Source organism: Halomonas alkaliantarctica (assembly GCF_029854215.1).
Taxonomy (GTDB): Bacteria; Pseudomonadota; Gammaproteobacteria; order Pseudomonadales; family Halomonadaceae; genus Vreelandella; species Vreelandella alkaliantarctica_A.
Genome location: NZ_CP122961.1, coordinates 3,914,707 through 3,934,645, shown reverse-complemented (window position 1 = coordinate 3,934,645; position 19,939 = coordinate 3,914,707). Strand labels below are relative to the sequence as shown.

General features: G+C 54.6%; 19 protein-coding genes. 5 read left to right on the top strand and 14 right to left on the bottom strand.

Features of this window, described 5'->3' with window-relative positions; translation table 11 throughout:
- Positions 1-60 precede the first annotated feature (60 nt).
- Together QEN58_RS18030 and QEN58_RS18025 are read right to left on the bottom strand one after the other, a co-directional pair.
- Positions 61-903 carry a citryl-CoA lyase gene (locus QEN58_RS18030; protein ID WP_280104974.1) on the bottom strand — a complete coding sequence of 281 codons (843 nt, stop codon included), beginning with the start codon at positions 901-903 and terminating at the stop codon, positions 61-63.
- Positions 900-2,072: a CaiB/BaiF CoA transferase family protein gene (locus QEN58_RS18025; protein ID WP_280104973.1), complete on the bottom strand. Its 1,173-nt coding sequence runs from the start codon at positions 2,070-2,072 to the stop codon at positions 900-902. Before QEN58_RS18025 ends, QEN58_RS18030 begins: the two co-directional genes overlap by 4 nt.
- A gap of 118 nt (positions 2,073-2,190) precedes the next feature.
- Here QEN58_RS18025 and QEN58_RS18020 point away from each other — a divergent pair, with 118 nt between their 5' ends.
- Positions 2,191-2,850, top strand: coding sequence for an IclR family transcriptional regulator (locus QEN58_RS18020; RefSeq protein ID WP_280104972.1), 660 nt, complete (start codon positions 2,191-2,193; stop codon positions 2,848-2,850).
- An 88-nt stretch (positions 2,851-2,938) separates the two neighbouring features.
- Here QEN58_RS18020 and QEN58_RS18015 read toward each other — a convergent pair whose 3' ends face one another.
- The 11 genes from QEN58_RS18015 to QEN58_RS17965 all read right to left on the bottom strand — a co-directional run bounded on the left by QEN58_RS18015 (position 2,939) and on the right by QEN58_RS17965 (position 14,553).
- Positions 2,939-4,462 carry a tripartite tricarboxylate transporter permease gene (locus tag QEN58_RS18015; protein WP_280104971.1) on the bottom strand — a complete coding sequence of 508 codons (1,524 nt, stop codon included), beginning with the start codon at positions 4,460-4,462 and terminating at the stop codon, positions 2,939-2,941.
- Positions 4,462-4,914 carry a tripartite tricarboxylate transporter TctB family protein gene (locus QEN58_RS18010; protein WP_280104970.1) on the bottom strand — a complete coding sequence of 151 codons (453 nt, stop codon included), beginning with the start codon at positions 4,912-4,914 and terminating at the stop codon, positions 4,462-4,464. Before QEN58_RS18010 ends, QEN58_RS18015 begins: the two co-directional genes overlap by 1 nt.
- Positions 4,914-5,897, bottom strand: a complete 984-nt coding sequence (locus QEN58_RS18005) for a Bug family tripartite tricarboxylate transporter substrate binding protein (protein ID WP_280104969.1) — start codon at positions 5,895-5,897, stop codon at positions 4,914-4,916. The genes QEN58_RS18010 and QEN58_RS18005 overlap by 1 nt, the downstream gene beginning before the upstream one ends.
- Before the next feature lie 390 nt (positions 5,898-6,287).
- Positions 6,288-7,046, bottom strand: a complete 759-nt coding sequence (locus QEN58_RS18000) for a cyclase family protein (protein ID WP_280104968.1) — start codon at positions 7,044-7,046, stop codon at positions 6,288-6,290.
- 18 nt (positions 7,047-7,064) lie between these two features.
- Complete coding sequence (locus QEN58_RS17995; RefSeq protein ID WP_280104967.1) at positions 7,065-8,522, bottom strand: amidase; 1,458 nt, start codon at positions 8,520-8,522, stop codon at positions 7,065-7,067.
- Positions 8,519-9,286, bottom strand: a complete 768-nt coding sequence (locus QEN58_RS17990) for an aspartate/glutamate racemase family protein (RefSeq protein WP_280104966.1) — start codon at positions 9,284-9,286, stop codon at positions 8,519-8,521. Before QEN58_RS17990 ends, QEN58_RS17995 begins: the two co-directional genes overlap by 4 nt.
- On the bottom strand, positions 9,283-10,221 hold the full coding sequence (locus QEN58_RS17985) for a polysaccharide deacetylase family protein (RefSeq protein WP_280104965.1): 939 nt from the start codon (positions 10,219-10,221) through the stop codon (positions 9,283-9,285). Before QEN58_RS17985 ends, QEN58_RS17990 begins: the two co-directional genes overlap by 4 nt.
- A gap of 2 nt (positions 10,222-10,223) precedes the next feature.
- Positions 10,224-11,618, bottom strand: coding sequence for an amidase (locus QEN58_RS17980; RefSeq protein ID WP_280104964.1), 1,395 nt, complete (start codon positions 11,616-11,618; stop codon positions 10,224-10,226).
- Positions 11,615-12,913, bottom strand: coding sequence for a TRAP transporter large permease (locus tag QEN58_RS17975; RefSeq protein WP_280104963.1), 1,299 nt, complete (start codon positions 12,911-12,913; stop codon positions 11,615-11,617). The genes QEN58_RS17980 and QEN58_RS17975 overlap by 4 nt, the downstream gene beginning before the upstream one ends.
- Positions 12,910-13,485, bottom strand: coding sequence for a TRAP transporter small permease subunit (locus tag QEN58_RS17970; RefSeq protein ID WP_280104962.1), 576 nt, complete (start codon positions 13,483-13,485; stop codon positions 12,910-12,912). Before QEN58_RS17970 ends, QEN58_RS17975 begins: the two co-directional genes overlap by 4 nt.
- Before the next feature lie 18 nt (positions 13,486-13,503).
- Positions 13,504-14,553: a TRAP transporter substrate-binding protein gene (locus tag QEN58_RS17965; RefSeq protein WP_280104961.1), complete on the bottom strand. Its 1,050-nt coding sequence runs from the start codon at positions 14,551-14,553 to the stop codon at positions 13,504-13,506.
- Between the two features lie 320 nt (positions 14,554-14,873).
- On the opposite strand from QEN58_RS17965, the gene QEN58_RS17960 reads away from it, so the two are divergent.
- The 4 genes from QEN58_RS17960 (at position 14,874) to QEN58_RS17945 (ending at position 18,630) form a co-directional block, all read left to right on the top strand.
- Entirely contained in the window at positions 14,874-15,557 is a 684-nt protein-coding gene (locus QEN58_RS17960; RefSeq protein ID WP_280104960.1) for a GntR family transcriptional regulator, read from the top strand.
- A 139-nt stretch (positions 15,558-15,696) separates the two neighbouring features.
- Positions 15,697-16,428, top strand: a complete 732-nt coding sequence (locus QEN58_RS17955; RefSeq protein ID WP_280104959.1) for a maleate cis-trans isomerase family protein — start codon at positions 15,697-15,699, stop codon at positions 16,426-16,428.
- Position 16,429: 1 nt separating this feature from the next.
- The gene (gene hydA, locus QEN58_RS17950; RefSeq protein ID WP_280104958.1) at positions 16,430-17,863 is read left to right on the top strand and encodes a dihydropyrimidinase; all 1,434 of its coding nucleotides are present in this window, start codon (positions 16,430-16,432) and stop codon (positions 17,861-17,863) included.
- Complete coding sequence (locus QEN58_RS17945; protein ID WP_280104957.1) at positions 17,863-18,630, top strand: fumarylacetoacetate hydrolase family protein; 768 nt, start codon at positions 17,863-17,865, stop codon at positions 18,628-18,630. The genes hydA and QEN58_RS17945 overlap by 1 nt, the downstream gene beginning before the upstream one ends.
- Positions 18,631-18,801: 171 nt before the next feature.
- Here the strand turns inward: QEN58_RS17945 and QEN58_RS17940 are convergent, their stop codons facing one another.
- Positions 18,802-19,857 carry an AbrB family transcriptional regulator gene (locus tag QEN58_RS17940; protein ID WP_280104956.1) on the bottom strand — a complete coding sequence of 352 codons (1,056 nt, stop codon included), beginning with the start codon at positions 19,855-19,857 and terminating at the stop codon, positions 18,802-18,804.
- Positions 19,858-19,939: the final 82 nt, after the last annotated feature.

Below are 19,939 nucleotides of genomic sequence, written 5' to 3'. Positions count from 1 at the left end.
CAGCAATCACTATTTTTCACCTTCACTTGTACGGACAAATCGATGTTTTCCCGATAGGCACTAATTGTTTACGCTTTTTTTACCTTCTAGATGACGAGGTGGGTGCCCTTGATACTGCCAAAGCCAGCCTTTGGGGATGGGGCCCTTGTTACGCCCGCCTTGGCACTTCTGCTCCCATGCATGCGCTAGTATGCCTACTGAGCGAGATAGGCAAAATAGGCCACGAGCGAGTGGCGCAGGAAAATCCAGTTCGGCATACACCGCTGCGGTAGCACCGTCGATATTGAGAGGGATAGGTTTACCCTTGGCTTTGCGCAGTTGTTGCTCGATTTCTCGGGCGATAGATGCAAATTGCCCACTAATCTCGCCGCGCTCCGCGGCCTCGTCTATTAACTGCAGCAGGCGGGGCGCACGGGGGTCAATAGGGTGAAAACGATGCCCGAAGCCGGGCACGATCTTGCCATGTTTTTCTCGCCAGGCGTCTAGACCTTCAGCTGTGGCATTGGTTAATGGCTCGCCGCGCTGGAGGCGTGCATGAATAGTTTGGTAGAGCTCGACTGCTTGCTCCCCCGCACCACCGTGAACATCGTCGAGCACGTTGACTGCAGAAGCCATGGCGTTATTGAGACTGCTGCCACAGGTCATTGCCATACGTGCGATGGCGATACTGGGTGCCTGGGGGCCATGATCCACCGCGCTCATCAACGCCGCCTCAAGCAATGCTGATTGCGCCTGCGAGGGCAGCTCGCTGCGTGTCATTAGCCACACCATATCGGCGAAACTGATACGACCTATCAACTCTTCAATGGCGTAACCGTGATAGCGAATCTCGCCCGGCTTCATGTCGATGATCTTGGTGTGCCACCATTTAGCGGCTTGAGTGTCTTGGTGGGTGTTGTTCATGCTTTTGCCTCCTGATGGGGGGATGAGTGGGGCCTTAACCAGCGCGCATTGTCGGCACCTAGAAAGGGAGGTGGCGTCGCCACACGCGGAGCCTGGCCATCGATCCGGTAACCTCCACTAACGATCTCAAGAGGACGACCGATTCCAGCTTCTTCGAAGCGCTCGATTAGGCCTCGCTCACGAACATGGGGATGATTGAGCGCTTCCTTGACGCTGTAGACGGGGCCAGCGGGTACGCCGGCCCCTACTAGGGCATGCCACCAGTATTCAGTCGTATTTTCGCTCAAGGCAGCCTCGATCAGCTCCTTCAACTCCTGACGATGCTCTAGCCTTGCCTGACGCTTGGCGAAGCGCGAATCTTCGATCCAATCCGGATGATTTAGCAGATGGCTAAGTGCCTCAAACTGCTCTTGTTTGTTGGCGGCGATGTTCAGTAGGCCATCCCCTGTACGAAAAGTACCAGAGGGACTAGCTGTGACGTTGTCGTTGCCCAATGGGCTAGGGGCACAATCGGCTACTAGTAGGTTCGAAACCGCCCAGCCCATGGTGGACAACACCGAGTCGAGCATTGCCACATCAATAAAACGGGCCTGGCGCTCAGGTTCTGCAAGAGCTGCGTTGATCGCCATGGCGGCGGTCAGCCCGCCGATAGTATCAGCTAACGGATACCCGACACGGTAGGGCGAGTGTTCCGCATCCCCAGTGATGCTCATTACCCCAGACATGCCCTGAATGATTTGGTCATAGGCTGGAAACGTAGAAAGAGGCCCTTCCTGGCCAAAGCCTGAGATGGCGCAGTAGATCAGCCGTTCGTTGACCTGCTTCAATGTTTCGTAACTCAATCCCAGGCGTGCCATTACCCCAGGGCGAAAGTTCTCCACCAACACATCGGCTTGCTTTACCAAATCAATGAACGCTTCACGGTCTTCGGTCTTTTTCAGGTCGAGGGTAATAGACTCCTTGCCTGCGTTCTGTGCCAGGAAGGAGACACCCATTCGTTCGTTGTTAAGGTGAGCATCTGCACCTAGCTGCCTAGCCAAGTCGCCGCCGTCAGGACGTTCAACTTTAATGACTTCGGCTCCCAGGTGGGCGAGCTGATGACAGCAAAACGGGCCCGCCAGGACATTTGTCAGATCAAGAATTCGGTAGCCTTTAAGTGGTGCTGCCATGTTATTCCCTCTAGTGAAACTTGTTCTCTCTAGGAGAATAATGGCTCGTTTGCTTTGTTGCAACAACGTTTCGTCTGATGCAATATCATCCTTTAGTAAAAATCTTAAGGAGTCATCAGTGGCCCAACGACGTGTGGAAGCAGTAGAGCGAGCGCTCACTTTGCTTGAGGTCTTCAATGAGCATCAGCCTGAACTTTCACTGACGGAACTGTCACTGGCCACCGGCTTCTACAAGAGCACCATCCTGCGTCTTATGGCCTCCCTAGAGGTGTTTGGCTTCGTCGTTCGAAATGAACGCGGCATCTATCGAATCGGCCCCGCCTGCGCGCGCTTGGCCCCATTGGCTGGGGAGGGCTTGCGTCTTGAGGGGGTGGTGCGGCCAGTGCTGATTGCACTTCGCGATATAAGCGGTGAAACCGCTTCTTTCTATATTCGCGATGGCGATGAGAGGGTGTGCCTTTATCGAGAGAATGGGCGCCATGAGGTTCGCCACCATTTGGAGCAGGGAGCTCGCCTGCCTCTTGATCGTGGCGCTGCGGCAAGAGTGCTTTGTGGTGGTGTTTCAAGAGAGGTGCAGGTCTCTAAAGGCGAGCGGGAACCTTCGCTGGCAGCGGCCGCCATCGGCATCTTTCGACCTGACGGCGAGTTGTTAGGGGCTCTGGCGGTGTCAGGACCTCGCGAACGTCTTACCGATTCCTTAGAGAATCACCGTCAGGTATTAATCGAGAAAGCTGCAGAACTTGAAGCGTGCCTACCGCATGGGCCTGTCTCTTTCTAGTTTGAGAAATCAAAGCACCATTGGAAGGCACACATGAAAAGGCTCGGCACTGGGTAAAACCCAGAGCCGAGCATTTGCTTGTTATGCTTCAATCGCCTTCATTGACGCTTGATGGTTCGGACTTCATCCGCCTGCGTAAGATCGGGCCGACGATATATGGCAGGATCAGCCCTAGACCTGCGAAAACCCATAGGCCAATGGCTAGGCCGCTGTTCCACAGGATAGACCATTCACCGTTGGAAAGATCCATGGCATGGCGCAGGTTCTTCTCCATCTCCGGGCCAAGCAACAGGCCGAGGATGATCGGCACCAGTGGAATTTCCAGCTTGCGCAGTATGTAACCGCCTACCCCGAAGGCCACCATGAAGTACAGATCGAAGGTGGTGTTGCTGATCGAATAGATGCCTACGAAGGCGATCATGGTAACGATCGGTAACAGAAACATCGGGGGAACCGACAATAGCTTAACGAAGATGCCCACCATCGGAATATTGAGTATCAGCAGCAAGAAGTTACCAATCAAAAGCGCCGCGATGACACCCCAGACAATGTCGGCATTCTGAGTAAACATCAACGGCCCAGGCGTGATGTTGAGCGAGATCAACAGCGCCAGCAGCACTGCCGTGGTGCCGCTACCCGGCACACCCAGCGTCAGCATGGGCACCAGCGCACCACTAGAAGCACCATTGTTGCCGGCCTCCGGGGCAGCAACGCCACGTGGGTCCCCTTGCCCGAAATAGCCCTTCTTGCCGACTATCTTTTTTTCCAAGGTGTAGCCGATGAAACTACCCAAGGAGGCGCCAGCTCCCGGCAGTACCCCGGCAATGAAGCCAAGAATCCCGCCACGTATGCTCGATGGCATGATATGTCGGATATCCGACCAGGAAAGGTCGATCTTGTTTACGCTCATCTTCTGCTTGCCTCCCCCAGCCTTTTCCTCAATGAAGAAAAGCAGTTCGGAAATGGCAAATAGACCCACGATAGCGAGAATGAAGTCCACGCCTTCGTAGAGTTCGAGCACACCAAAGGTGTAGCGCTGGACCCCGGTATTATCAATGCCCATCGTGGAAATCATCAGGCCAAGGCAAGCCGCCACCACCATTTTCATCGGGTTCTTACCGGTGATTCCACCCAAGGTTGCAAAAGCTACCAGAAAGAGAGCGAAGTACTCGGCGGGGCCGAAACTCAGGGCAAAGTCGGCCAGCACTGGAGCCACTAGTATTAGGCCAATGGTGGCTATCAGACTACCCACGAAGGAGGCGACTGCTGAGATTGCCAGCGCTTCGGCCGCTTTTCCCTTTTGAGCCATTGGGTAACCGTCGAGACATGTCATCATTGCCGGTTCGTCACCCGGAATATTCAATAATATTGATGAAATGCGCCCGCCGTACATGGCCCCTGCATACACTGACGTTAGCATGATCAAGGCAGTTTCTGGCGCCAGTCCCAGGCTGAAGGCCAGCGGGATTAGAATCGCCACCCCATTGGACGGCCCTAGCCCAGGGAGGGCGCCGATAAGCGTGCCGAGGAAGGCACCCATCAAACCAAATATTAAATTCTCTGGCGCTAGTGCTACGCCGAAGCCATCAATCAGAAAGCCCAGTGTTTCCATTAGCCCACCTCCATGAAAGATAGCACTCCAAGCGGCAGCGATAGGTCGAGCGCAAAGCCGAACAGCAAAAACACGACCACGCCAGCTATCGTGGCGGTGACAAATGCGCGGATTGGGGCGCTACCCATACGCCAGCAAAGTGTGCCTACTACCAGGATCGTACTGAAGATAAACCCAAGCGGTTGGAGAAGCATGGCATACAGTACAAGCACTACTACGGCAATGATCAACTCAATGCCTGTGCGGCTCCAAGGCCAAGCATTGTCCGGGTCTGGCTGTACGACCATATATAAGCCGGCAAGGCTTAGAACGACGGCCAATAGCAAAGGGAAGGTGTCAGGACCTACCCCCTCACTACCACCAAACGGTTCGGGTAGCTGAGAGGCGCCCCAGCCGTACGCGACGGCCAGGACGATCATCAGTACGCCGAAAATACGGTCATTAAGCGTCATTATGGGATCAGCCCGATGTCCTTTGAGAGTGTTTCAATGTCGTCAATCTGGTCCTTGACGAAGGTTTCGAACTCTCCCGCGCTCATGTGGAAAGGCATGAGACCGTTTTGCTGCATGACCGCTTCCCACTCATCGCTGGAATATATGGTGTCTATGGCATCAGTCCAATACTGCTTGGCATCGTCGGAAATACCCGCTGGCATATAGAAACCACGCCAGTTGGGGCCCTCCACATCAATGCCTTGCTCTTTGGCGGTGGGGATATCACTGAGGTCTCCAGGTAGGCGCTCATCGGCGAGTACAGCGAGTACCCGCAGGTCGCCGGACTCCATGAACCCTTGTGCTTCAGAGATATCGCCGGTGAAGGCGTCCACATGGCCACCGACCACTTGAGTCATAGCTTCACCACCGCCGGTGTAGGGTAAATATTTGATACGTGGCAGCGCTTCAATCTCGGCTTCCTGAGCCATCATCAAAACCTTGAGATGATCCCAACCTCCTTTTGAACTGCCACCAGCGAAGGAGACGGATTGTGGGTCGTTACGCAGGGCATCAATGACGTCTTGAAGTGATTCATAGGGAGCATCTTTACTGACCGCAATGATGCCGTAGTCAGCACCTAGAGCACCTATCCAGTTGACCATATCGACGTTAAGGCCTTGGAACTGTCCCTGTCCTAAACGCGTAGTGGTGGCCGTGGAAGCGGCTACCAGTAATTGATCATCACCTTCCCGCTTGCTGACGACATGGGCATAAGCCACGCCACCGCTAGCACCTGGCATGTTGACGGTTTGTACGCTTCTCGGTACGAGGTCCAAGTCTTCCATTACATTTCCAACACTGCGGCAAGTAAAGTCCCATCCGCCACCTGGGTCGGCAGGTGCTAAACACTCAACCTTTCCTGCCGGTTCGAAAGCCTGTGCGTAAGTGACACTGGCCGCTGCAATGGATGCTGCAATGAGAAGACGTCGAGTCGTTGTCATGGTGTTACCTCAAACAGGTTTGTTTCTCTTGTTAGAACTTATTCTGTCTGATGAAACATATGGCGGCCCATAGATTTCGTCAAGCCTTGCGCTGAAAAGTGCGACTAAAGTTGATGTAATGGCGTGTGCAGGAGATCGAACAGTGATCGAGACTATTTTTGCGGAGGGGAACTAAGTGGGCAGCGTGAATCCGTGCCCACTTGGAAGTGGGTAATCGCTCGTTGTGCGTGTTTATATTTATTAGTGTTTCCCGCGGTAATCTGCAGCAAATCCTGCGTGCAGAGCAGAACGCGGATTTATAGCGATGGCGGTTCAGCTCTAGAAGGATAAGTGGCAGGCACTGCCACGGCCCAGGCGTAATCGTAGTGACAGGTTCTCTGTCAGGTATGGCTAATCTATTATCGCTACAGCTCTACACCACCCAGCCGATGCGCGCTCAATCAATACCGGGAATGCCGAAAAGGTGAAGCCGTGTGTTGGCAACTCATTGAGCCGAGCTAGTTTCTCGATATGGCAATACTCCTTATCGCGTCCTGCGTAATGCCCTGGAAAGAATGCATCTGCGTCACCTTTACGAAGCGCCTCGGCCATCATCGGTATAGGAATATCCCATCCCCAACCATCAGTACCCATCATGCGAATACCTTGCTCAATCAACCATAACGTCGCCTCTCGGCCCATGCCGGGGTGGCGCATCGCCCAGTCGTGTCGATCAAAATCCATCCAGCGGTCGGTGCGAATTAGCACGATATCAAACGGTTTTAACGTGTATTCGATGCGCGCCAGCGCTTGCTGTAGATCATCGACGCCAATGACCTGCCCAGCTTCCATCCATGAAAAATCCAATACCACGCCGTCGCCGTGGCACCACTCCAGAGGAATCTGGTCGATGGTGCGTGCTGGCTTGCCCTCAGAGGTTGGGCCGTAGTGAATCGGGGCGTCCATATGTGTGCCTGCATGCGAGGATAGGGTGATCCGCTCACTGGCCGAATGGACGCCAGGCAACGGCAGGTCACCGGGGTCCACTCCATAGGCGGAGGCCCGCTGTCGTGCCATCGCGTAGTGGTCGATGTACTCGATGTGCTGCTCTTGGGTATCAAATGATGCGTTACGAATGGGTAATGACAAATCGATGATGTGTTTGCTCAAGGGAAACCTCCTAATGAATTACAGACGTGATGAAAAGGAATCGCTATCGGCCAGCCAAAGCGGGGCATCGAAGCGATGTTCGATAATCGTCTCAAGATGGTGAGCGAGGGTGAGGACACCTAGATCTTTATGGCGTGGCCCCACAAGCTGCAACCCAAGCGGTAATCCGTGCTGGCCCAGAGCAAAAGGCAGGGATAGAGCAGGCACCCCACAGTAATTGAACAGAGGGGTAAACGAGGCGTGGGATCGTTGTGATGCGGGTTGTCCTCCGATGACGCCAGGGTGCGAGGCCACTACTGGCCAGGCTTCCACCGGCGTTGTGGGGCAGATAAGAAAGTCGAAGCGTTCGAAAAAGTTATCCAAGGCCTGAATGAGCGTTTTTCGACGCAGTTCGTCCGCAGCATAATCCGCCCCGCTTATGCTTAAGCCTTGAGTGATCTGGTCGGCCAAGGCGGGGTCCAACAGGTCCGGCGTATCACGAAGCACATGGCCAAACTGAGCAGCCAGGGCCGCTTGCTGTTGGCGTAATAAAGGATACTCGAATGTATGAGCGGGCCAGTCGGGAGCCGCGTGTTCCAGTGTTAGCCCCGCGTTAGCCAATGCAGCGATGCAGTCATCGAAGGCTGTTGCAACGTCTGGATCGAGGCGAAACCCACAGCCTAGGTCGCTGGTCCAGCCAATACGAATAGCCTGGGAGTCGAGACGTTTTAAGGCGTTGGTGAAGGGGCGGTCTACGGTGAGCTGGGGGGGTAGCGGATGACTACGCGGGTCGCGACAGTCATGAAATACCGCTCCGTCGAGTAGCCAAGCACAGTCCTCAACATCTTTGGCCAATACGCCGATGTCGGAAATAGCATAGCTGGGGTCATCGAACCCATAAGGGTCGGGAATCAGACCATGCGTTGGCTTGAAACCAACTAACCCGGTATGGGCAGCAGGCCGACGTATAGAACCACCCGCATCGGTCCCTAGCGCTAGCGTGCCCAGCCCTGCAGCGACAGCCGCTGCCGCGCCCCCTGAAGAGCCGCCGGGGGTGGTGTCTAAATCCCAAGGATTACGGGTCGTACCATGCAAGGAGTTACTGGTATGGCCTTTGCAAGCAAATTCTGGGCAATTGGTGATGCCGATGCATAGAGCGCCGAGTCGTTTAAGGCGTGCTACAACGGCACTATCGCAGGGGGCTACATGATGCCGATAAACTTGCGAGCCATAGGTCGCAGGCCTGCCACCCAGCCAGAGGTTGTCCTTGATACTAAACACACTGCCAAGCAGCGGAAGTGCTTCGCCTGCACGTCGGCGTACTTCGATAGCCTCCACCTGACGCATCACATCAGCGTGGTCAGCGTCTACGAAGGCGATCAGTGAGGGGTTGATAGCCTCAATGCGAGCTAGGGTGGACTCGGCGAGTTCAGCCATTGTTAGTCCACCTTGGTGGATAATGTCATGCAGGGTCTTGGCGCGCAGTTGATGAATCATATGGATTTCCTTGCCGACGGCAGGCCACTTAGCAACTCCGTACAAGGGCCGCTGAGGCCTGACAATGTCGTGGTGTAAGGTTTGCCATCACCGTTCACGTGGGAGTGGGGCAGATTCAGTCTGATCAGGCCTTCTAGAAGAATTACCCCGCTTGCGATGCCATCGAGGAGTGGCACAGGAACCAGTGGTTGCAAGCGACGCTGAAGGCCTGTCATTGAAGCGCCAGCAAGCACCACGGCCTCGCTGCCTTCATTTACGACCAGGTCCATGATAGCTGCGCGAAGGGCAGCCTCGCTGCCTGCGGGAGCGGCGTGATGCGTTTGTACCGTGGCCTCAATAGCACGTAGCCCGGCAAGCCGTTCACGCAAGCCATAGTTCAAAATGCGTTCACGATAAAGGGGAAGGGTATTGCGATCCGGCATCACCACGCCGAACCGGTTGCCGACAAGGCACGCCTGCCAGCAGGCAGCCTCGGTCATGCCGACCACTGGAACGCTTAGTACTTCACGCAGGGCTTCCACGGCCGTATCCAGCGAAATTGCCACCAGAACGGCGTCATAAGGGTCTTGATGGTGTGCCACGGCATCCAGAACAGCATGACCAGCGATAACGTTGCTGGCTCGGTTCGAAACCAGATCCGCACCGAAACGGGCTGTTACCGCACTGATCTGAACATTGGCTCCCGCGTAACGCTCGGCCTCGGCCAGCAGTTTTTGGGTGACCGTGTTGGAGGTGTTGCCATTGACGAGCAGCAGCCGAGTCATTGTCTGACTCCCGCTTCGAAAGGCAGCGGAGGTGGGCAATGTCGCAGCCAGTGCTGGGCTATCTGTTCACGGGTGGCATACCAGATAGGTAGCCCATGCAGGCTTGCGAATAGATCGCGAAGGCCATCAATGCGTCCGGGACGACCAATGATACGAGTGTGCAAGCCAATGGTGAGCATGCGCGGTGCCTGTTCCCCTTCACGCAGCAGGGCCTTCACGGCGTCCATCACATAGTCATGAAAATCGCGGGCGCGATGAAAGCTATGATTGACGAAGAAGCGCATGTCATTGGTATCGAATGCGTAGGGGAGTACCAAGTGGGCGCGTTCGCCGTGAGTGACGTAATAAGGCAGGTCATCGTTGTAGGCGTCGCTGTCGTAGAGGAAGCCACCATGCTCTATCAATAGACGGCGCGTCTGGACGGACGGGGAAGATTTGGTATGCCAGCCCACCGGCGCGTTGCCAGCAATATGTTGGAAGGTCGCCACGCAGCGGTCGATTAAGGCACGTTCCTCTGGTTCCGACATTCCAGCGTGGGATTCCCAGCGCCATCCATGACAGCAGAGTTCATCGCCGCGCTGTCGTGCATAAGCCGCCACCCAAGGAGTCGCCTCAAGGGCGCGGGCACAGACATTCAGGGTGACGGGCACACCGGCTTCCTCAAAGACTGACATGACGCGCCAATAACCGGCACGCGTGCCATATTCGAAGTGACTCTCCATGCACAGGTCTGGAGCGTCTTTGATCTGACACTGCACCTCATGCGTGTCCTCGTTGCTCGGGTCGCCCGCGCGCAGACTAAATTCGGCACCTTCTTCCAGATTGAGCACGAAGGAGAGCGCTAGCCGAGCGTTATTGGGCCATTCAATACGAGGGGGCGAGGCGCCGTAGCCAAAAAAATCCCGGTCGATGAGTAAGGGTAAGCGTGTCTCCATGCTCATCGCTCCCACAGATCGGCATAGTGTGCTTTCCAAGGAGCAAGGCGCTGGTAGCGCTGCGCCAAGTCGAGCAGTAGATATTCCGACTGCCAAGGACCGATCAGTTGCAGCCCGATAGGCAGGCCTTCATGCGACGGCTCGACCGGTAAATTGATGGCAGGATTGCCTGCGGCATTCACCCAGCCAGTGAATACCGCATGCCCCCGCGGGCCGACTGGCTGGCCGTCGATGGTCGGCGGATAGGCTTGGCTGGCAGGCCAAGAAAGGGCGGCGATGCTGGGCATCAGCACCATGTCAGTGTCGGTGAAAAGCGTATCCACTTGGCGGCGCAGGCGAGATACAGCGTCCAGAATATGCCACAACCGGCTGGCCGGTAGATGGGCGCCAGCGTTGGCCATATCTTGGTACTTAGGCGAGGCATGTTCCAGCCAGATGGCATGAGTCTCGGCGAGGTGCGCTAGGCCAATCTGCCCAACTTCGCTCCATATCTCGTTAAGCGCCGCTAAGTCCAGTGGGAGCGTATCGAACACGACCTCCAGGCCCATACGGGTGAAAGTGGTTGCTGCCTTTTCAACATGTCGACGTATCTGGGGATCGACAGGGCTGCCCGGCAGCGAGGAGACACACAAGACGCGTGATGCCGTGGTTCGCCGACCAGGATTTTCCGTCCATGATTGTCGGTCCTCTAGACAGGCGCCTTCTAGAACATTCAGCATTAGAGCAGCATCTTCAACACAGCGCGCCAGTGGGCCAGCGACCTCGAAATCGAGCAATATCTGAGGAAATCCATCGGCTCTGGGGACCGTTCCAATGGACGGTTTTAGCCCAACCAGCCCGCAATGAGCGGCAGGACGCCTGATCGATCCCCCCCCGTCTGTGCCTAATGCCAGCGGCCCGATGCCGGCTGCGACGGCAGCAGCGGCCCCGCCGCTTGAACCGCCCGGCGTCAACGCAGGGGCCCAAGGACTTCCCGTCACGCCATATACCGGGTTATCGGTATAGCCTTCTAAGGTGAATTCTGGTGCGTTGGTCTTGGCGAATAGCACAGCCCCGGCCTGACGTAGCCTGGCAACGGGCAACTCGTCGCGGTCTGGTATCCAGTCTCGTAGGGCGGCCGTGCCCCAGGTGGCGGGTACGCCTGCCAGCAAAAGATTATCCTTGATGCTGATGGGCACTCCGTCCAGCGGACTCAGTGGCCTTCCCTCGATGTAACGTAAGCTGCTGCGTTCGGCGGCTTCCTGAGCGTCGTCGGCCAGGGCGATGACCGCATTGATCCCAGGGTTAACGGCTTCCAAGCGTTCGAGAACTGAATCAAGGGCCTCCTTCGGTGACCACTTTTTAGTGCGAAAGCCAGCGACCAGCTCCGTTGCCGTGCATTGCCAGAGTGCCGTCATCTCATCATCTCCGGGAGCCACGTCACAATCGCCGGTACGGCGATAATTAAGCCCGCAAACAACAGCATTAGCAGTACGTAAGGGACGGCACCCTTCATAACACCGCTGATACTTCCATTGTCGGGACGAATTCCATGCACGACGAACAGGTTCATGCCGACCGGCGGGGTAATAAGACCCAGTTCACACATCAAGACGACAAAAATACCGAACCAGATCGGGTCGATACCCAGCGCTAGCGCCATGGGATAGGTAATAGGAATGGTGGCTACCTGCATGGACAGCACATCCATGAACATGCCCAGCACGAGATAGAACACCACAAGCGCCAGCAGGAACATAACCGGTGTCAGGCCAAGGGAGGTGACCCAACTCGACATGGTGCTGGCCACTCCCGTCAAGCTGATGGTTAGGTTAAGAATGAAGGCGGCAGTGATAATCAGCAAAATCATACCGGTTACCCGGGCCGTTTGGATGAAACAGGTGCGAAGGGTCGTCCACGTCAGCTTGCGCTTGAGCCCGGCAAAGATAAGAGCTGTCACCACACCGAGGGCGGCGGACTCCGTGGCGGTGGCGAGGCCGCTGTAAATGCTGCCCATGACAATAAAGAACACAACCAACGGGGGAATCAAGTCAACAGAGGCACTTAGCCGTTCTCGCAAGCTGTAGTTTGCTTCTTTGTTTTCATGGCGGGTTCGCATGAGGCTGGATACGGCAATGTAGGCCATGAAAAGCAGGGTTAGCGTGATGCCCGGGATGATGCCCGCCATGAATAATTGGCCAATGGAGGTGTTGGTGAGTGAGCCATAGACAATCAAGTTAACGCTCGGCGGGATCAATATCCCTAAAGCACCACCAGCGGCCAATGAGCCTAGTGATTGATTAATGGGATAACGGCGTTCATTTAACGATGGCAAGGCCACTGTGCCGACGGTCGCGGCAGTGGCGACTGAGGAGCCGGAGGTCGCAGCGAATAGAGCACAAGTACCGATGTTGGAATGCAGCAGTCCGCCAGGCAGACGCCCAAGCCATATCGACAATGAGCGATACATGCCATCGGCAATGCCTGCACGTAGCAGAATCTCACCGAGCAGCACGAATAGCGGAATGGACGTCAGCAGACTGTCGTTCTGTACTCCCCACACTACCGGAGAGATGGAGTTCATAAAGGGAAGGCCATAGGCCATGATGCCACCAATGATCCCAATAGCGGCCATCGACACGGCAATCGGCAGGCCTAAGAGCATCATGGCGACCATTAGCGCAAAGGCAATGAAGATATAGTCCAAACTCATAGCGACGGACCTCGCTGCCGTTGCGATGCACTATCCAGCTCATCCGCCAGTTCCTGTTTGGCGCTCTTAGGCTGATACTCCTCGTCAAGGCGGGCAAGCTTACCGCTAATAAGCAGCCATACACTTTTCACAGCCAAGCCAATAGCCGCCAGCATGAAAATGGCCTGTCCGATATACCATATGCTCTGAGGGTAGATGAGGGGCGTCGCCCAGGACGTTTGGGCGACGCTGCGATAGTCCAAGGTGTCTCCGATGACGTTCCAGGCCAGGTAGCCCAACAGGCCAGCGAAGCTGGCCATCAGGATGCTTGATAAGCAGTTGAGCACGGCCCTGAACAAGCGTGGCAGTCGTTCATGGATGATATCAATTCGAATGTGATTGCGACCAAACAGCGCCAGGGTGAACGCCAGTGTAGCGCCCACCGCCAAGGCATAGCCGCCCAATTCATGGGAGCCCTGAAGGGAGAACCCGAAGAGCTTACGCAGTAGTACCTCCAGCGTTATCAGCACCGAGAGGGCGAGGAAAATCGCACCGAAGATAACGGCCAGCATGTTTTCGAGTCGCTCGATCATGAAAGGCTCCTTATTGGATTACTCGAGACCGATGACCGGTCCAACATTGGCTTCCCAGTTTGCCGAGCAATCTGGATTCGCCTGATCACAGATATCAGCCCAGGTGGGTAGCGAGATATTCAGGAGTGCCTCACGCACTTGAGCAAGGTCAGCTTCCGTTGGTTCGACATTAACGAGATTGTATTCAGTGCCGGTTTCGCATGGTTGCTGGCCGCTGTTGCAGTTAAGTGCATCGTTGTAGAGCGATTCTGAATATGCCCAGATTTCATCATTGAGCTCATTGAAAGCGGCTTGAAGGGTTTCTTGCTGACTGCTATCCAACTGATCCCAGGCATTGAGGGAAATAGCATAACCATTCATGGCGCTGCCCATGCCAAGCGTCAACTGATGCGTAGTGACTTCTGGCCAGCCTGCTGAGTTGGCGGAGCTAGGGCCTGTGATGGCACAGTCGACGGCGCCAAGCGACAATGATTGATGAACCTCTGGGAAGCTCATCGGCACGGCTGTAGCGCCAACCGACTCAACGAATTTGGCGAGGTTCTGGTCGTAGACGCGTACCTTTAGCCCCTCGATGTCAGAGAAGCTGGAAACGGGCGCATCACAAAACAGAATTTGCGGACCGAACGGCCAAGCCCCGAGAAGCTTAACGTCAAAGCTTTCCTGAAGTTGCTCGTCAAGCACCGGCAAATAGGCATCTGTAACAGAGCGAGCAGTAGCGTAATCAGGGTTCAGGCCAACCAGGTCAAGGCCGGTCAGGACGGGTGCATCTCGCGAGTTGGGCGACATTCGCAGCGAAACGAGATCGAAAAGCCCCGCTTTCATAATGCGCAACTGCTCGGTATCTTTAATGCCAGTCGTGTCGACAGGCTGATAATTGATTTCGATGGGCAACCCAGTGCGTTCAGCAAAGTTCTCAAAGAACGGCTGCTCTTTCTGACTCTGTATCTTTCCGGTCGCGAGGGGTTGGCCGAGCACTTTCCACTGAATAGTGTTTTCTTGAGCGGCGGCCGAGCCGATGAGTGAGACTGACATTAAGCCAGCGGCAAGGAGAGTAGGTAGTCGTTGCATCTTGTCGTTCTCCAGCAGAAGGGGATAGATGTTGTCAGATATTGCTTCAGATTGAGAACAATCGTGAGAACAATGAGCGATGCTTTGCATGTTATGTGCCAACTGAACGACAAGCGCCGCGCATTACTGATTTATATTGTCTATGGACGGCTAAAGTCAGAGAATGAGCAGGCGAGATGTGAGGTTTTCTGGTGCATTAAGGCGCCGAGATGCACCATTCAATGGCAAAAATATTATTTTTGAGCCTTATCTTTAAGTTGTTCGACTCAATGTTGTTGAGCGCTGTAAACTGGATTTGTACACAATATTGGAAGCTAAAAATGCAAAATGTGGAGGCTGGAAAGCCCACCATCGAAAGCATCGCCGAGCGTATCAACAACGCTGTGATGGAGCATCGACTGGCGCCAGGCAGCAAGCTTTCTGAAACACGCATGGCAGCCGCCTTCAATGTCAGCCGTACCAAAATCCGCCAAGTGCTTGCTGTCCTGGCCAAGAAGGGGTTGGTAGAGGTATACCCCAACCGTGGGGCCTTCATCGCTAGCCCAACCGTGCAGGAGGCACACGAACTTTTTGCCACTCGTCGGTTACTAGAGCCAGAAATTATTCGCAATGTGATTACACGGGCGCAAAAGGCTGACCTAAAGCGGCTACATGAGCACCTTGATAAAGAGAAGACCGCGCGGCAGCAGAAGAATCGTCGGGCCATTATTCGTCTTTCTGGCGATTTTCATCTGCTCTTGGCGCGGATCTCGGGGAATCGATATGTCGAAAACATGATGGGAGAGTTGTGCCCACTGACCTGCTTGATTATTGCTATGTACGACCTGCCCCAAACCCCGGCTTGTCCCGAAGATGATCACGACAGGATTGTTGCGGCCATTGAGAAGCGTGATGAAAAGGCCGCCATTGAGCTTATGCTGCATCACTTAGAGCATATTGAGAGTGCGCTTCACCTAACCAGTAACCACCGAGACGATGTAGACTGGGATCAAATCCTTGGTTAAATCTTTCCAGTAATGAGGTTCAGCTTGGCATAGTTTGTGCTTTGTTTTGTTGACACTATTGTTTTCATAATTGTTAACAGATTTTGTCTCGAATCGCCTAACAGCGAGCCGGGTCTTAACCAGGAGCTAAGCCAAGTCCATGTCTCAACCTCGCATTCGATTCGGTATCCTTACGCCTTCTTCCAATACCGCCTTAGAACCGCTGACCTGCGCAATGCTCGCCGATATCGAACCGGTGAGTGCCCACTTTTCTCGCTTTCGCGTCACTCAAATTTCGCTTGAGCCTGAGGCGTTGGATCAATTTGATGATCGTCCTATCCTTGCAGCTGCCAAGCTATTAGCCGATGCCAAGGTCGATGTGATCGGCTGGAGTGGTACCGCTGCGGGCTGGCTAGGTTTTGAGCACGACATCGAACTCTGTAGGCGCATTGAGGAATTGACTAATATTCCGGCGACTTCTTCAATTCTGGCGCTTAACGAACGCCTCAAAGAAGACAGCATTTCAAAGCTAGGGCTTGTATCACCGTACGTCGCCGATGTTCAGTCACGCATTATCGAGAATTACCAAGGCATCGGGATTAGCTGCGTTGCGGAGAGTCATCTCAACATCAGCGATAACTTTGCTTTTGCCGAAGTAAGTCAGGCTTGCTTAACCGATCAGGTTGAGACCGTGGCTAAAGCGACCCCTCAAGCCATTATTACTTACTGCACCAACCTGAATGCTGCCCAACTGGTTACCGAGTGGGAATCGAAACTAGGCATTCCAGTACTGGATACGACGGCTACCGTCGTCTGGAAAATGCTGCGCATGACGGGAGTCGATCCGAAGGAAGTGCGTGGTTGGGGCAGTTTGTTCAGTCAGGAGGCTTGATATGGCGAACTTTGATTGCATCATTCGTAATGCTCGCTGTGCTACGGCGTCAGATGTGTTCGATGCCGATATTGGTATCGTCGACGGTATTATCACTGCTCTAGGCAAAAAGCTGAGTGGGGGTGAAAAAGAAATCGATGCTGGTGGACGTTGGGTATTACCAGGGGGGATCGACGGACATTGTCACTTTGACCAACCTACCGAAGATGGCACCGTCATGGCCGACGATTTTCTCTCCGGAACGCGTTCGGCAGCCTGTGGGGGCACGACAACGGTTATTCCTTTTGCCCTGCAGCGTAAGGGGCAGAGCCTACGCGAGGCGGTGGAGGACTATCATCGCAGGGCAGAAGGCAAAGCCACGATTGATTATGCCTTTCATCTTATAGTGACCGATCCTACTCCACATGTGCTAGACGAGGAATTGCCAGCGCTCATTGCGGAGGGCTATACCTCTTTCAAAATCTACATGACCTATGACGAGCTCAAGCTAGCTGATCGTCAAATTATCGATGTACTCGCGGTGGCGCGCGAGGAGGGCGCGCTGGTGATGGTTCATGCTGAAAATGCAGACTGCATTTCTTGGCTAACCGAACGGCTTCTTCGGGCAGGAAAGACCGCGCCACGCTATCACGCAGAGTCACGCCCCATGCTCGCTGAACGAGAGGCGACTCATCGAGCTATTACATTCGCAGAGTTAGTCGATGTGCCAATTCTGATTGTCCACGTCTCGGGGCGAGAAGCTATTAAGCAGATACGATGGGCGCAAGGGAACGGCTTACGCATCTATGGCGAAACCTGCCCTCAGTATCTTTTTCTTACCGCTGAGGATCTAGGCGGCGAGGATGACGTTGAAGGAGTTAAGTGTATTTGTAGTCCGCCCCCTCGAGATAAAGCTAATCAGAAGGTGGTTTGGGACGCATTAGAGTCGGGGACCTTCCATGTGTTTTCTTCGGATCATGCTCCTTTTCGTTTTTCTGGTCATGAGGGAAAGCTTGCCACGGGTAGCGCGCCTAGCTTTGATCAGGTAGCCAACGGAATTCCAGGTGTTGAGACTCGTCTCGGCTTACTCTTTTCGCATGGTGTTGAAAAAGGGCGCATTGATATCAACCAGTTCGTTGCCCTGACATCAACGAACGTGGCCAAAATGTATGGGCTTTATCCGCGTAAGGGGACCATTGCGATTGGGGCGGATGCTGACTTGGTAATATGGGAAACCGGGGGCCAAAAAGTAATCAATAACAACGATCTTCATCATAATGTTGATTACACCCCCTACGAGGGCATTGAGATTAATGCATGGCCGATCATTACGATGAGTCGAGGGCGCGTTGTATGGCGCGACGGCCAATACTTAGGCCAGCCTGATCTAGGGGAATTTCTACCTTGTGCTCGACCGACCATGGCCACTCCAAAGCCCTTTTGGGAGGAGCGCTGATGGAAAGTTCTAACACCCTTCTCGGCAAGGCATTAGTCGACGCATGGCGTAGTGGCAAAGTATTGGGGGCTACCGATGCAAAGCGCTTGGCTCCGAAAACGGATCAGACGGCTTATAGCATTCAGCGGGAAGTAGGTGAGGCGTTAGGATGGTTTGCCAACGCCAAACCAAAAGCTTGGAAAGTAGGTGGTACGCTACAACGACCCACCGCTTCACCTATAGCAGATCAGCATATGGTGAAGGGTCCTTTCTCTATGGCCTATAGCGAACGCCATACTATGATCGGTATAGAGGTGGAGTTGGCTATACAGCTTAACTCGCCCTTACCGCATGGGTCGACGTTGAGCGATGCATACAACGCGGCAGGATCGGTAATGGCTGCTATCGAAATTTGTGACGTTCGCGCCGAGTGTTGGCAGGAATTGCCAGATACGTTCCTGCTGGCTGACCATCAAATGAATCGTTGTTTGATACTGGGCGAGGCTGTTAAAAACGGCTGGAAGCCATATTATGCAAATAGCAGTGTTAGTATTAAAAGCAATAAGCGTGACATTAAGGGTAAGCAGCTACGCCATCCTCTAGACGATCCGTTAAGTTTAATCCCTTGGTTGGCAAAGCATGCCGCATCGCAATATCCGCCGGGACTTCAAGCGGGTGACATTATCACGACAGGGACTTGGGCTGGCATTTTTGAGGCTCACCCTGGTGAAATAGTTAAGGCTAGTTTTAGCGATATTGGTGAGGTTGGCTTATCAGTAGAGCAGTAACCTGAGATTTTGAATTACGCGTCTCAAAATCGCTTCCATCAATCTCCATGGCTGACCAGCCGAAGAGCGCAAACCAAATTAGCGTAAAGATGAAAGTGGGCGCGACGTCAGCCTATTCTCTTTAGCCATCCGATTTATAGAGGCCAAGAATCTCTGTGTAGGCCTTTGTCGCTAGGCGTTTGAAACCATTCGTCGAAGCAATAAAGGCAGCAACAACACCAATAGCGTGATGCGTAGCAGGTGGTGAGTGGTAACGAAGGCGGGATCGATACCTAAGCTCAGCGCGACCAAGCTTAGCTCTGGGGCTCCGCCTGGCATGTAGGCGAGTAGCGCCGCCGCGGCAGAGTAACCGGTGAGCAAATGTCCTACCCAGGCGGCGAATATCGCTAGCAGCAACAATACCAGGGCCTGTATGACCGCCATCAGCATGGCCACCCCCACCTCGGCAATCGGGGCACCCGCAAAGCGCACGCCAACGGAAATGCCGATGACCACCTGTGCGAGCGCAATGATCACCGGTGGCACGGCCGCATGCGTGAGGCCTGAGAAGTGCAGCGCTGCGGAGACAAGGGCCGGGCCAAACAGCAGCGGGCTAGGTAGGTGAAGACGCTTACCCAACCACATGCCGACGATGCCAGCCGCCAACAGCCACGCGATATCAGTGGAAGCGGGCATCCATAACCATTGCGATAAGGCTGGCGCGGTGCTGCTAATGTCCACATGGCCGATAAATTGCAAAACAGGCGGGATGGCCACCAGCAGAACCAATATGCGCACCGCATGGGTAATGCCGATGATGCGCAAATCAGCCCCCGAAGAGAGCGCCATCCCGGTTACTGTAGAAACCCCGCCAGGCACGCCTGAGTAGATTGCAGTTTCCCAGGAGTGGCCCGCCACGCGGTGGGAAAACCACACCGAGAAAGCCATCATCACCGCCGTGGCAATCAGCATAATCGCTAGGCTACCTCCCCATCGCGTTGCTTCCCCGGACATGTCGGCGGTGAACGCTGAACCAAGCATGACCCCAATGACGACCAGCACACCCTGGCGGCCCTTGCCCGGCGACCTCATCGGTACGCCAGTCAGGGAGGCCGCCGTGGTGGCGATCATGGCCCCTAATAGCCAGGGAAGCGGCAATTGCAGCCAATAAGCCAACCCGCCCCCGACAAGTCCGAGTGCTAATGTTGGTAAGAAACGGCCTAAGGGGGCCAAGTGTATTGCTCGCATCGTTTTCAACATCACAGGTTTGCAAATAAAAGCCCTGGCGATCGTTATCACGGGCCAGGGCTAGCTATCTATTCATTGTCGG

Coding starts and splice junctions, on each gene's coding strand:
- QEN58_RS18015 (WP_280104971.1), bottom strand. CDS start 4,462: ATGGAAACACTGGGCTTTCTGATTGATGGCTTCGGCGTAGCACTAGCG.
- QEN58_RS17990 (WP_280104966.1), bottom strand. CDS start 9,286: ATGACTCGGCTGCTGCTCGTCAATGGCAACACCTCCAACACGGTCACC.
- QEN58_RS18005 (WP_280104969.1), bottom strand. CDS start 5,897: ATGACAACGACTCGACGTCTTCTCATTGCAGCATCCATTGCAGCGGCC.
- QEN58_RS17960 (WP_280104960.1), top strand. CDS start 14,874: ATGCAAAATGTGGAGGCTGGAAAGCCCACCATCGAAAGCATCGCCGAG.
- QEN58_RS18030 (WP_280104974.1), bottom strand. CDS start 903: ATGAACAACACCCACCAAGACACTCAAGCCGCTAAATGGTGGCACACC.
- QEN58_RS17955 (WP_280104959.1), top strand. CDS start 15,697: ATGTCTCAACCTCGCATTCGATTCGGTATCCTTACGCCTTCTTCCAAT.
- QEN58_RS17970 (WP_280104962.1), bottom strand. CDS start 13,485: ATGATCGAGCGACTCGAAAACATGCTGGCCGTTATCTTCGGTGCGATT.
- QEN58_RS17985 (WP_280104965.1), bottom strand. CDS start 10,221: ATGGAGACACGCTTACCCTTACTCATCGACCGGGATTTTTTTGGCTAC.
- QEN58_RS17975 (WP_280104963.1), bottom strand. CDS start 12,913: ATGAGTTTGGACTATATCTTCATTGCCTTTGCGCTAATGGTCGCCATG.
- QEN58_RS18025 (WP_280104973.1), bottom strand. CDS start 2,072: ATGGCAGCACCACTTAAAGGCTACCGAATTCTTGATCTGACAAATGTC.
- hydA (WP_280104958.1), top strand. CDS start 16,430: ATGGCGAACTTTGATTGCATCATTCGTAATGCTCGCTGTGCTACGGCG.
- QEN58_RS17940 (WP_280104956.1), bottom strand. CDS start 19,857: ATGCGAGCAATACACTTGGCCCCCTTAGGCCGTTTCTTACCAACATTA.
- QEN58_RS17995 (WP_280104967.1), bottom strand. CDS start 8,522: ATGATTCATCAACTGCGCGCCAAGACCCTGCATGACATTATCCACCAA.
- QEN58_RS17980 (WP_280104964.1), bottom strand. CDS start 11,618: ATGACGGCACTCTGGCAATGCACGGCAACGGAGCTGGTCGCTGGCTTT.
- QEN58_RS18010 (WP_280104970.1), bottom strand. CDS start 4,914: ATGACGCTTAATGACCGTATTTTCGGCGTACTGATGATCGTCCTGGCC.
- QEN58_RS17945 (WP_280104957.1), top strand. CDS start 17,863: ATGGAAAGTTCTAACACCCTTCTCGGCAAGGCATTAGTCGACGCATGG.
- QEN58_RS17965 (WP_280104961.1), bottom strand. CDS start 14,553: ATGCAACGACTACCTACTCTCCTTGCCGCTGGCTTAATGTCAGTCTCA.